The organism is Nocardia sp. NPDC003183 (assembly GCF_053590715.1).
Genome location: NZ_JBSFTG010000014.1, coordinates 186,045 through 197,116, shown reverse-complemented (window position 1 = coordinate 197,116; position 11,072 = coordinate 186,045). Strand labels below are relative to the sequence as shown.

13 protein-coding genes are annotated in these 11,072 nt (G+C 65.1%); 10 read left to right on the top strand and 3 right to left on the bottom strand.

Going from position 1 to position 11,072, the window contains the following annotated elements; translation table 11 throughout:
* Positions 1–273: 273 nt before the first annotated feature.
* The gene (locus ACWDXS_RS29400) at positions 274–1,047 is read left to right on the top strand and encodes an MmyB family transcriptional regulator (protein ID WP_449970597.1); all 774 of its coding nucleotides are present in this window, start codon (positions 274–276) and stop codon (positions 1,045–1,047) included.
* 579 nt (positions 1,048–1,626) lie between these two features.
* Positions 1,627–2,610 (top strand): hypothetical protein, encoded by a 984-nt coding sequence (locus tag ACWDXS_RS29395; RefSeq protein ID WP_449970594.1) that lies wholly within the window; start codon positions 1,627–1,629, stop codon positions 2,608–2,610.
* On the opposite strand, the gene ACWDXS_RS29390 is transcribed toward ACWDXS_RS29395, so the two are convergent.
* From ACWDXS_RS29390 to ACWDXS_RS29380, 3 genes are read right to left on the bottom strand one after another with little or no spacing between them, the layout of a single operon-like run.
* Positions 2,607–3,344: an HAD family hydrolase gene (locus ACWDXS_RS29390; protein ID WP_449970618.1), complete on the bottom strand. Its 738-nt coding sequence runs from the start codon at positions 3,342–3,344 to the stop codon at positions 2,607–2,609. The genes ACWDXS_RS29395 and ACWDXS_RS29390 overlap by 4 nt on opposite strands.
* Positions 3,345–3,346: 2 nt before the next feature.
* Positions 3,347–3,895 carry a flavoprotein gene (locus ACWDXS_RS29385; RefSeq protein ID WP_449970591.1) on the bottom strand — a complete coding sequence of 183 codons (549 nt, stop codon included), beginning with the start codon at positions 3,893–3,895 and terminating at the stop codon, positions 3,347–3,349.
* Positions 3,896–3,932: 37 nt separating this feature from the next.
* On the bottom strand, positions 3,933–5,459 hold the full coding sequence (locus tag ACWDXS_RS29380; protein ID WP_449970588.1) for a hypothetical protein: 1,527 nt from the start codon (positions 5,457–5,459) through the stop codon (positions 3,933–3,935).
* Positions 5,460–5,765: 306 nt separating this feature from the next.
* Between ACWDXS_RS29380 and ACWDXS_RS29375 the strand changes: the two genes are divergently transcribed.
* From ACWDXS_RS29375 to ACWDXS_RS29340, 8 genes are all read left to right on the top strand, one after another.
* Positions 5,766–6,239: a DNA-directed RNA polymerase subunit beta gene (locus ACWDXS_RS29375; protein WP_449970585.1), complete on the top strand. Its 474-nt coding sequence runs from the start codon at positions 5,766–5,768 to the stop codon at positions 6,237–6,239.
* Positions 6,236–6,454 (top strand): hypothetical protein, encoded by a 219-nt coding sequence (locus tag ACWDXS_RS29370; protein ID WP_449970582.1) that lies wholly within the window; start codon positions 6,236–6,238, stop codon positions 6,452–6,454. The genes ACWDXS_RS29375 and ACWDXS_RS29370 overlap by 4 nt, the downstream gene beginning before the upstream one ends.
* Positions 6,455–6,702: 248 nt before the next feature.
* Complete coding sequence (locus ACWDXS_RS29365) at positions 6,703–7,155, top strand: hypothetical protein (RefSeq protein WP_449970579.1); 453 nt, start codon at positions 6,703–6,705, stop codon at positions 7,153–7,155.
* A 207-nt stretch (positions 7,156–7,362) separates the two neighbouring features.
* The gene (locus tag ACWDXS_RS29360) at positions 7,363–7,965 is read left to right on the top strand and encodes a Scr1 family TA system antitoxin-like transcriptional regulator (RefSeq protein ID WP_449970576.1); all 603 of its coding nucleotides are present in this window, start codon (positions 7,363–7,365) and stop codon (positions 7,963–7,965) included.
* Between the two features lie 110 nt (positions 7,966–8,075).
* Positions 8,076–8,870 (top strand): SAM-dependent methyltransferase, encoded by a 795-nt coding sequence (locus tag ACWDXS_RS29355; protein WP_449970573.1) that lies wholly within the window; start codon positions 8,076–8,078, stop codon positions 8,868–8,870.
* Positions 8,871–8,891: 21 nt separating this feature from the next.
* Positions 8,892–9,248: a hypothetical protein gene (locus ACWDXS_RS29350; protein WP_449970571.1), complete on the top strand. Its 357-nt coding sequence runs from the start codon at positions 8,892–8,894 to the stop codon at positions 9,246–9,248.
* A gap of 54 nt (positions 9,249–9,302) precedes the next feature.
* Complete coding sequence (locus tag ACWDXS_RS29345) at positions 9,303–9,995, top strand: 6-phosphogluconolactonase (RefSeq protein ID WP_449970568.1); 693 nt, start codon at positions 9,303–9,305, stop codon at positions 9,993–9,995.
* Positions 9,996–9,997: 2 nt separating this feature from the next.
* Complete coding sequence (locus ACWDXS_RS29340; RefSeq protein ID WP_449970565.1) at positions 9,998–11,071, top strand: ROK family protein; 1,074 nt, start codon at positions 9,998–10,000, stop codon at positions 11,069–11,071.
* Position 11,072 lies beyond the last annotated feature (1 nt).

Below are 11,072 nucleotides of genomic sequence, written 5' to 3'. Positions count from 1 at the left end.
GCCGCAGACACCTCGGCTCCGACGGCACCCATGATCTCCGATTCTTGATCAGCTACCGCGACCCGTACGACCCACCGCCCCAGCCCTGACACCCCCTGACACCCCGCACAACACCGCCCGCCTCACCGAACACCAAGCAGGACAACCGAACACCGACCAAGGAGCACGCCATGACCGCACCCTTCACCCGCACCAGCCATCGTGAGTACAAACCCGGGCCGTGCGTCGGCCGCGACGTCGTGCTCATCCCGCCGCAGAGACGAGACCGGTGACATGTTCAACCCGCCTCTGCTACCCGGGATGCCCGACTTCCACGACTCGGTGGAATACCTGCGCCACAACCGCAACCTATCCCGCGAATCCACCGCTCAAAAAGCAGGATTCAGCAGTTCCTACCTCAACCAGCTCATCGGGCAACGCAAAACGCCCGGCACCGCCGTGTTCGACAAACTCGTCGAGTTCTTCGGCCTCGATCAAGACCCATGCCGACACCTCGAAGACCTGCTGCAACCCTCCGGCAGTCTCGAGCCCACCGACGAGCTACGCCGCCGCCTCGTCAACCACGGGGTCCAACCCCACCTCGACTGGCTCGACCAGCGCGAGATCCTCGGCGCCTACATTGATCCACTCCTGACCGTTCTGCTCGCCAACCAGGTACTGCACCGGATGATGCCCGGCCTCGCCGCGGTCGACTACAACATCATGCGGTGGATGCTCACCCCCATCGCTCGCGACCGTGTCTACGGCTGGCACGGCGAACTGCTCGACCTCGTCAGGCACCTGCGCGTCGTGCTCGGCCGCTACCGCGACGATCCCCGGGCACAAGAGCTGTTCGAAACACTGCGCACAGACCTCGCCTTCCGTAACGCCTGGGAGGGCAGCCCCATGCAAGTCGCCTACACCTGGCCTCGCGCAGCACCGATGCGCCTGCGCGTACCGGGCATGAACAGACCGCTCTCGCTCAACCTCGAAGTCAACGAGTACGGAACATGCTCCAAACTCTTCATCGTCCATGGCACCTACAACCCATGCGCGATCGCCTGTTGAGACGTCCACCGGTCCGAGCAACGCTGCCTCGCGCGGTGAGACCTGTTCGACAAATGCCGGAGGGGTCTAACCGCGCGGTCTGCTTCTGTCACATCGTGTTCAGCGGGGCGATTGCCGAAAATGCGAACGTTGGTATCGGATTTCGACTCACATCCGACAGCCAATGACAGCGGCAACGGTCGGCCGTAGTGCGGTAACGTGAATGCTCCCCAGACCACACGCTGGAAAGTAGGGGCGGCGGTGATACGAGCGCGGGAATGGACCGGCTTCGAAGCGGTCGCGCTGCAGGTAGGGATGCGCAGGTCGGTACGAGAGTTCGCCGCGCTACTGGGTGTCGAGACGACAACGGTCAACAACTGGCGTTCGCGGCTGAGCTCGGTGACACTTCGCCCCGCAACACAAGCGATCTTGGACACTACCTACGGACAGCGTGCCACTCCCGAGGACAGGGCGCGGTTCGACAACATCGTTGGGGAAGGCGAGGCCGCATGGAGAGCCCGACATCCCTCGACCGCACGAGGGTCCGCCAAACCGCCGAGTGTTGCTCTCGCAGCCAGTTCAACAGGGAGCTCCCTGCCAGTGCAGAGCGATCGGGAAGCGATCGAGGTGTTCGACGGCAGCGCGGCCTCGTCGCTGATGCGCTCGCTGGCGCCGTCGGAAGGTTCTCTCGGTAGCTTTGCCGCCGTCACCAATCTACTGGCAGGCCAGCGCCAAAGCATCGCACCTGATGCGCTGATCGGGCCGATCGAAGCCCACCGAGACGCTGTCGCCTCCTTGTTCCGGGCTGCGACCGACGACCGCATCAAGCAGCGCGCCGGGGCCCTGCTGGGCGAGACATCCGTGGTGGCGAGCCGGGTGTGGAGCGCCATCGGTGACCGGCCGATGGCACTGACTCATTGCGCGTTCGCCCGAAAACTCGCCGACCAACTCCAGGACAAGACAATGGGCGGGATCGCGCGCATCTTCGAAAGCAACCTTCGCTCGGATGCGGCAACGTTGATCAGTTCCGATGGCGACGTCGTCATCGGACTCCGGATACTCAAAGAGGCCGCTGGCGTCTCCGATTACTTACCACCTGCCGCGCGAGCCAGAATCGGCGCCGAACAAGCACAAGCCTACGCAGTGCTCGACCTGCGGGACGAATGCGAAGAAGCACTGACTCGCGCACAACGCGCCGCCGAGGATATCGACGAGAACGACCGCTCCGGGCTGTTCAGTGACTGGAACACCACGCGCATCCAGGTCTACGTCGGGACATGCCAACTGCTCCTCGGCCAACCCAAACGCGCGATCACCGCGCTCAACAAGGCGTTGAGCTCGCCCGAGATGGACAGCCCCAACGTTGCCCTGGCCGCTCGCGTTGATCTCGCCAGCGCCTATTCCCTATCGGGTGAACTCGACGAAGGCTGCCACGTTCTCGGCGAGACGTACCAAGCGCTGGCGACCATGGGCAACCATCGCGGACTCGAACGCGCACAACGAGCCATCGAGAGGATCGCTCCTTGGCAGAACGAACGGCCGGTCCTCGCGTTGATGGAGCGAGTACGCAGCATCAACGCCTAGCGATCGATCCTCACAGTCGACTGGATCGCTTGCGCTGAACGGACGGCCTCCAACACCTTGTCCGAGTCCAGCTCGTTCACGATCGCATCTGGTGAGTGCCCTGCCAACTCTTCGGGGGTCAGCCTGTGAGCGACAGCAACAACTCCGAATCCTGCGTGTCGAGCAGTAGCGATATCGTTTGGCGCGTCACCGATGATGACAGTTCGCGTCGGCTCGATCGGATGCCCGTACTTGGCCCGAAACCGGTCGGCGACGAACGCGGGCAGGTCGAATCGTTCCCTCGAATCTGAGCCGAACGCGCCGATGTCGAGGTCCAGGTGAGCGTCGAGGCCCGCCACGGCGAGTTTGAATTCAGCCGACACCCGCAGGTTTCCGGTGAGTGCAGTCTGGACGTATCCGTGCTCGGCCAAGGTGGCGATCGTGTGAGTCGCACCGGGGTAAGCAGCCTGGTCGCGGGCGAGTTCGGCCTCGCCTTGCGACATGACCTCCATCAGGACGTCGGCGTACCGACTGAAGCCCTCCTCGGCCGCCTCACTGGCGACGCCCGAGGTGATTGCCGTATCCACGACGATGGACTCATCGGTGTAGCCGTGCACCCGCGCAGCGGGGAAGACGACCGCAGACTCTTCGATGCCGTAGGTGCGAGCGACGGCTCGCCGTAGCCACCGCAAGTCCGCTGGGATCAGGGTGCCGTCAACATCCCAGACAATCAGTCCTGCCTGTGTCTTAGCCATGTTCACCGATTCTCGCAGACGGTAGCGGGTCCCGCAGCGATCAGAGGTTCTCGTAGCGCGCTCAGCGCCGACGTCCACGGAAGGGGGCCGGAGTCGGAGTCCTCGGTGATACGCACGAATCGAACGCCCCACTCCGCAAGCCGTTCGCGTGCCTGGCGTACGGCCGGGAAGTTCATTTGCTCCTGCTTCGCGTGCGGGATCGCCACGACGGGAAGCCCGGCACCGACAGCCTCTACCAGCAGGGCGAGCGGCAATGTGTCGCCGATGCCGGTGGCCCATTTGGCCATCGAGTTCGTGGTCAATGGTGCGGCGATGATCGCGTCGGCGGGCGGCAGGAGGTCCTCGGTTCCCGGTTGTTTGAACTCCCAGCGCACCGGGTGACCGGTCTGCGCTGCCAGTGCTTCGAGGTCGAGGAAGCGGACACCGTTGGGCGAGGCGACGACGCACACGTCCCAGCCGTCAGCTTGGGCGAGTTCGATCAGTTCGCCGACTGTGTCAGCTGGTGACGCGCCGGTCACGATCGCATACAGCACCCGAGTTCGCTCAGTCATGAGCCCATCATGGCAGCCTGACCAGGCGCTGTCCGGGCTAGACCACCGCTACGCCTACACGGTGGGCAAGGTTGCCCAGGTCGCCCGCGGTGAGGCTGCGCGTGGCCTCTCGCATCATCTGAGCGACTGCCTCCTGCACGGTGTCCATGTTCCGGACATGTTCTGGCGCAATGCTTTCAGCTCGCAAGAACGCATCCAGGGCGATCGCATGGGCACGACGTGACGCCGCTGCACGTCCGACCTCGACCCAGTACTGGGCGGCCCGGCCCGGGGTCGGCAATGTCTGCGGTTTGAGCTTCCTTGCCAGGTCGAGCACGGTATCTGGCTCATCTGCTTCCATGGCGACCGACATCTTCCACAGCGCCACGTTCGACGAGCCGAAGGTGGTGTTGGCAATGACGGTCGAGTGGTCGGTCGGGATGGAGCGGTCGAGCCGTGCGGCGTACTCGGCCGCGTGTTCCAGGTGATCGCGGGGATCGCCGCCGGTCGCCGCTGTCGCCAACGATGCCTGCAAGTGCAGCATCCCGACCGTCTGCACATCGTTGGCGGTCTGTGCTCGTGATCCGACCACGGCCGCAGTGCTTTCCGCGCGATCCAGCGCGGCCTTCAACGACATCGGTCGCGCCAGTAGGACCTGGCTGCTGACAAACGCCGCAGCCGCGATCCCCGGCCGACTCTCGATCGTGCGAGCGGCGTCTTCGGCGGCCCGCGCGGCTGACCAAGCCAGCGCGAGGTGTCCTCGGGCGCGCATCACCACCGATGTGTCGAAAGCGACCTGTGTCAATGCGTCCCAGGCGGTGCGCTGGTCACCACCACGGCTTTCGTGTGCGTGCCGGTAGAGGTCGGTGATCAACGGCCCGACCAGCAGCGCGAAAGTGGTGTACTCGCCGGCCATGTTGAGTCGCGTAACCGACCGTGTGGCGGCAAGGAGCGCGGAGATCGGGCGCAACGGTCCGGTGTCGGTGACGTTGCCTGCGGCCCAGAAGGCGGTCTCGATGTCGCTCACCAGTGCCGAGAAGTCGTCGGCCTCGGCCTGCGGTGGCTCCGCTGCGGTCGATCCTCGATCAGATGCGCCCGCGAACACCGCCTCGGTTCGTTCGACGCTCGGTTCGCTGGTGATCGGTCCAACCGTGGTCGAGGCGGCACCATGTCGTCGCGCCTGTTTCGAGTGTCGCTCTCTCCAGGCGGTTTCGCCTTCGGCGACGATCTGGTCGAATCGTTCGCGGTCTTCTGGCGTCGTGCGTTTCGCGTAGGTGGTGTCGAGGATCTCCTGCTTTTCGGAGCGGGGTTTGACCGCGCTCAGTCCCGACCGCCAGTTGTTGATCGTGGTGGTCTCGACGCCGAGCATCGCGGCGAACTGGCGGATCGGCTGTCTCATCGCCTCTTGCAGCGCGGCAGCTTCGAAGCCGGTCCATTCCCGCCCTCGTATCATGCGGCCCCCTACTTCCAGCTCCTGAACTGGGAAATGCCTACGGTACGCCCACGCTACGCCACCACTGTGCGGTTCCTGCCAATGCTGTTGACGGGCAACGATTGACACCAGAACCCGCTTCGGAAAATCCATGGCAAAACTGCCGAACGGGTGCACCTCGTTGCTTTGGACGCGTCACCAGGAAGGCCCGCGCATGACACATTCGGACGAGCTGAACACCCAGCCCGCGGTGAGGCGTGACCAGTCCTTGGGCGCCAGCCCGATCGCTTCCGCCGACACTGTCGTTGCGGCCGAGGCCACCCACAACCAATCGCGCGCCGAGCTTGTCAGAGCGCTCGAGGCGATGACGCAAGCCGGGTTTCTCACGACTGCGCCCGCTGTAACCAGAACCGAAGCCGCCGACACAACGGCCGTGACCGCGCCGACTGGACAGTTGCGATGACCCAGACCAGCACACCCAGGGCATGGACCGAATCCCCCCACTCACGCTGCCAGTTCTACCGGAGCATGTGCTCGCTGCCCACCGTGGTCGATCCGGCAACAGGGCGGATCACGATGCGGGCCGGGTTTGTCGGGGCGGTGATGATGCCGACCGAACTCGCCCAGCGGGTCAAGACCAGTCTCGACCTTCGCGGTATCGCGCCGTTGTCGATCGTCGGCCACCCGCGCGCGGAAATGTGGACATTCCTCGTCCGGTCCGATATTCGGCCGATCGGTGACCCCGCCGAGGTCGCTCGCTTGTGGAAGGCGCGAGTGGTGGTAATCCGCGACGGCGACATCGCGTTGCCGTCCCCGGTGGCGGACCCGCTGATTGTTCGCACGTGGGTGTCTCCGGCCACCAGCGCTTTTCGCCCCTCGGGGGCGGTGGTGATCGGGTGCGCGTTATCGATCTTGAGGCAGACCCCCCGATGAACAACGGCGGCCGGTCACCTCGTCCTGACGAACCAGATATTCGCCTTTCGGTCGAATTGTCCGGTGTGCGCGTGTATTTCGCCGCGTGCCTGACGGCCGCGTTGGTGTTCGTCTGTGATGTGGCCGCCCGCCGCCCCGGCACTGTCGCCGTCTATCCCGGCCACTGTGCCGGATTGCCCCGCCTGCCTAACGAGCGCCTTTTCCTCCAGCCCTGACCCCCGCACAGCGCACCTTCCGACCACCCGAATGACCTTGGCGCGACGGCCTGGTGAGACCGGACGCAGCTCACCCAGGTTTTGCCCCGCGCCGAGGCGGCCCCGGAGTCGATTCCCGGCGACTACCGGGGCCACCCGACCTCCGAGATCCACCGAAGGGAACCGAGAACGCCATGTACGCACAGTTCGACACGACAAACGTCTCCTCCACCGCGCGCTCACACCGCCACCGATGGATAGCGACTGGGGTGCTGGCCGGGCTCGCAGCACTGGCAGTGGTCGCGGTAGTGACGGCCCCGGACGGGGGCGCGCAGCCGACCGGTTTCGCTTGCGCGGAAACCGCCGAACTCGACGTCGTCACCGGTTCCGGTCCGGGAGACACCACCAGCGGCCCGACCGCGATCCTGGGGTTCAATCACGCCTACTACGTGGACCGATCCGTCGAGCACGCGCGCCGGTTCCTGACTTCGGACTCATCGATCACCACTGGCGACCGGTTGCAGACGGGCATCGATGCCGTGCCCGCCGACACTCGCCACTGCGTGAGTATCTCGCCGTTGAACACCAGCGGTGAGTCGGTGCGGTGGGCGGTGACCGTGGCCGAGTTCCGGCCCGGCACCGGGCCTTGGGTCGCCCGGCAGACCGTGACCACCCGCACCGTCGACGGGGCGACTCTGATCAGCGAGATCACCCTGGCCTGACTCGGGGCCGGGCACACAGACCACCTGAATACCTCGGACGGAATCCGGCGACCCCCCGAGCCGGTCGGCCTCCGAGGGTGGGGAACGTTCCCGGAGGCCGCCGAACCTCCCGGCCTCCGGGGACGCCTACCCGACCCACACGAACCACACCCGGTGGAACCCTCCACCGAATCTCAACCAACGAAACTACTTGGAGAGGTTAGAACCATGGTCAACACGAGCCGGTACGACACCACTGATGGCAGGCCGGAAACGTTGCAGCGCTTCCTGATCGCCAGCGAGTCCGACACCATCCATCAGCGCTCCTACAGCACCAAACTCCTCCCGGGGCTGTTGCAGACCCACGACTACGCCCGTGCGTTCTTCGACAGATGCTCGGCCGTGATGGGCATGGCCGACGACAGCGAGGAGCTTGCGCTCGCGCGTCTGCAACGCCAGACCGTTCTCGACCTGCCCGGGTACGAGTTCCACATGCTCATCGACGAGGCCGCGCTGCGAGTCACCGTCGGCAGCTGCGAGGTGATGACTACCCAGATCCGCCACCTGATGAACATCGTGACCGCTCGCGCACATGTCCGCATCGGCATCATCGCGCTCAATGCCGAATTCCTCGCCCCAGCAGACAGTTTCGACTTCAGCACCGCCACCGACTCCGACAACCAGCCAATCACCGATCCGTTCGAGGACACCGACACCGTCGAGCTGGTCGAACGAACCTTCGACCTGCTCGCCACCACGGCCGTCTACGGCGAGGAAGCACACGCCATCCTGGCCCGCGCGCTGGCCGGCCACACCGAGTCCGGCATCTGAACCATCCGACCGCCCGCGAGCCCCAGCAACACCCCGACGCCGCAATTCCTTGTCACGGTGGCCGGGAAGTCTGTTCGGTGCTTCGCGGCACCCTCCGGCGAGGACAGGACATGACAACCCCCAACGAGACAGTGCTGGACACCAGCCGACCCAACACCGCCCGTGTGTGCAATGCGTTGCTGGGCGGCAAAGACCACTACGAGCTCGATCATGTGATCGCCAAGCCCCTTATGGACAGCCAGCTCGCGACCGCCATGGCCGAAGCGCGTCGCTTCGCCCGGCGCGCGGTCGAATACCTCACCCACACGCATCAGGTGACCCAGGTGGTCGAACTTGGATGCGGACTCCCGCTGCACCCCGACCTCGGTGAGATCGCCAACCACGCAAGTGACACCACCCGCGTCCTCTACATCGACAACGACCTCCTCGCTACCAACCACTCCCGTGCCCTGCTGACCGAACCGAACAACGCCGTCGCCAAGATCGACCTCACCGACACCGCCGCTGTCCTCGCTGAGATCACCGCGGTCATGGACTCCACCGCACCGATGGTGGTCTGCCTGTCCGGGACCGCTGAACTCCTCGCCGACGCCCCCGCCGTCCTCGACGCCCTGACTCGCCAGCTCCGGCCCGGAACCTGGATCGTGTTCAGCCACATCACCGCCGACATCGCCGAAGACGACATCAGCAGCGCCGTCGCAGCTCTGGGCAACGCGGGCATCACCTTTCACCCGCGCGACCGCGACACGATCACCACGATGCTGGCCCCCTACCGGCTCACCGATCCCGGATTGATCGCACCGCACCGGTGGCGGCCTACCGATACCGACCACGACACCCTGCGGCCTCTACACCCCGTCGCTTGGGACCTGGCCGCTTACACCGCAATCGGCCAACGACAGTAGTAGAGAACAGGACCCGAACCGATGGCATGGGATCGCGACGACAGCGACGACAGCGAAGGCACCGAGCAGCAGTGGTACTACGGGCAGCTGGGTTTCGCGCGCCGCGCGGGAATGACCGCACTTGTCGACAAGCTTGTCGCTGGTGGGCCACCCCCACCCAGGAGCGCCGACGGCCCGATGGGGTGGCTGGTTTGGCATGAGCACCACCTGCCCACATCTGAAGAACTCGCCCAGCTCGTGGACCAGCTGCTCGGTGCGGAGTTGATTACCGCCACCCAGCTCAGCACCCACACCCTGGCTCCCCACGACGCGACCAGCATCGCGACCTTGCGGGAACTGATAGCCACCCGCACCGCCGACGACCGTCCAACCGGATAACGCAGTCGATTTCGATCTTCGTCACCGCTACGTCTCGACACCCAGGAGGTACCCATGCCGCTGACATGCACGGTCCACGAAACACCCGCTGATCTGGCCTCGGCAGCAGCCGATCTGATTGCCACACATATTTATTCGGCAATCGACGCATCGGGCGAATGCCTCATCGCGGTGGCCGGTGGAACGACACCGGTCTCGACCTATCGCGAGCTGAGCAGGCTCAATATCGATTGGGCCAAAGTCGTTTTCGTTCAGACAGACGAGCGGATGACACCGCAGCCAACCGATCGATCCGCTGGGTCGATAGAGACGGCTCTGGGTCTGAGCGGGCCGGGTCATCGCGCTATCTGGTGCCCGGTTCGGGTGGGTGGGGACAGCCAGGAGACCGCTGCGGGGTATGACGATCAACTTTCGCGACTGCGCGCCGAGGGCGTACCCGACATCGCGGTGCTCGGTTTGGGAACCGACGGCCATACCGCCTCGATCTTCGACCACACTCTCTACGAAGCCCCTCTTCAGCGGGTGGTTGCCACGACCTACCAAGGCGAGCCGCGAGTCAGCCTCGGGCTGAACTATCTGCGGGCCGTGCCGACTCGAATCCTGCTGGCCACCGGATCCGGTAAGAGTGCGGCACTGGCGAAAGTCCTCACACCCGCCATCGGCGCTGCTCCGGTGCCAGCCGCTGTCGTGCTCGGTGAGGACGGTTATGTCCTGGCCGACGCCGCCGCCCACCCAGGCCAGGCGTGAGAATGAGGAACGTAGCTGGCGATGGCCGCCCGGTGATCGTGTTCGATCTCGGCGGGACGTGGTGGCGGTGCGCGGTCGTGTCCCCATCCGGTGTGCTCACCGATCACGACCGGCACCCGGCAGTGACCAAGGCCGGTACCGGGAGCAATACCGCCACACTGCGCGAGCTGATGGTGCAATTTCTTCTCGCCCAAACCCGTCGACTTCTCGAAATCCATCCCCGCGTCGCGGATGTGGGGATCTCGATCGGTGCCGCCACCAACGGTCACACCGGACAGATCCTGGCCAGTGCACCGCTGTGGGGTGACAGCGCAGACCCCTTCGATCTGCAAGTCATGCTGCGGGAGAACGAATCACGAGCCCGGTGGTGGGTGGTCAACGACGTGACAAGTCTCGCGATGGCCATCGCAAACAGGCCCGAGGTCCGTGCGATGGGCGTGAAAACTGTTGCGGCGGTGACAGTCAGCAGCGGTATCGCCGCGCGCACCATCGACGTGGAATCCGGCGAGGTGGTCTTGGACCCGGTGCACGGGATTCAGGGCGAAATCGGTCATCTGCCAGCAGCGGTCACCGCAACGCTGTCGACCGATCCGCCGGTGTGCGATTGCGGCGCTGTCGGACACGTCTCGGCCATCTCGGCGGGCAAGGCGATCGACCGGCAGCTCGCGCAGCTGGCGAGCATCCTGGGCGCGGACGCGACCACCGAACCATCACCACTGGCTCGCCTGTGCTCTGCGCTGGAGAACAGCAATTCTTACGCCACAACGTTTCTCGACTCGGTGACCGCCCCGCTGGCGCGAGCACTGCTGTACCTGCTGACCATCGATGCCCGCATCGAGCACGTGTTCTTGTCCGGCGGGGTGGTCGACACGCTCGCCGATCACTACATGAACAGCATGTACCGCTGCCTGGAAGCTGACGGCCTGTACCTCGTCTCCACTCACCAGCCCACCGTCTTTCGCGACCGCATTTCGCGGCTGGAATCCGATGGGCTCGATCCACTGCGCGGAGCAGGGCTTTTCGCTCGCGCGCAATCGCTACCAGCAACCGCCCGGCCCGGGGGAAGGAACTACTGAC

Coding starts and splice junctions, on each gene's coding strand:
- ACWDXS_RS29360 (WP_449970576.1), top strand. CDS start 7,363: ATGGTCAACACGAGCCGGTACGACACCACTGATGGCAGGCCGGAAACG.
- ACWDXS_RS29400 (WP_449970597.1), top strand. CDS start 274: ATGTTCAACCCGCCTCTGCTACCCGGGATGCCCGACTTCCACGACTCG.
- ACWDXS_RS29340 (WP_449970565.1), top strand. CDS start 9,998: ATGAGGAACGTAGCTGGCGATGGCCGCCCGGTGATCGTGTTCGATCTC.
- ACWDXS_RS29350 (WP_449970571.1), top strand. CDS start 8,892: ATGGCATGGGATCGCGACGACAGCGACGACAGCGAAGGCACCGAGCAG.
- ACWDXS_RS29385 (WP_449970591.1), bottom strand. CDS start 3,895: ATGACTGAGCGAACTCGGGTGCTGTATGCGATCGTGACCGGCGCGTCA.
- ACWDXS_RS29355 (WP_449970573.1), top strand. CDS start 8,076: ATGACAACCCCCAACGAGACAGTGCTGGACACCAGCCGACCCAACACC.
- ACWDXS_RS29345 (WP_449970568.1), top strand. CDS start 9,303: ATGCCGCTGACATGCACGGTCCACGAAACACCCGCTGATCTGGCCTCG.
- ACWDXS_RS29390 (WP_449970618.1), bottom strand. CDS start 3,344: ATGGCTAAGACACAGGCAGGACTGATTGTCTGGGATGTTGACGGCACC.
- ACWDXS_RS29380 (WP_449970588.1), bottom strand. CDS start 5,459: ATGGATTTTCCGAAGCGGGTTCTGGTGTCAATCGTTGCCCGTCAACAG.
- ACWDXS_RS29375 (WP_449970585.1), top strand. CDS start 5,766: ATGACCCAGACCAGCACACCCAGGGCATGGACCGAATCCCCCCACTCA.
- ACWDXS_RS29370 (WP_449970582.1), top strand. CDS start 6,236: ATGAACAACGGCGGCCGGTCACCTCGTCCTGACGAACCAGATATTCGC.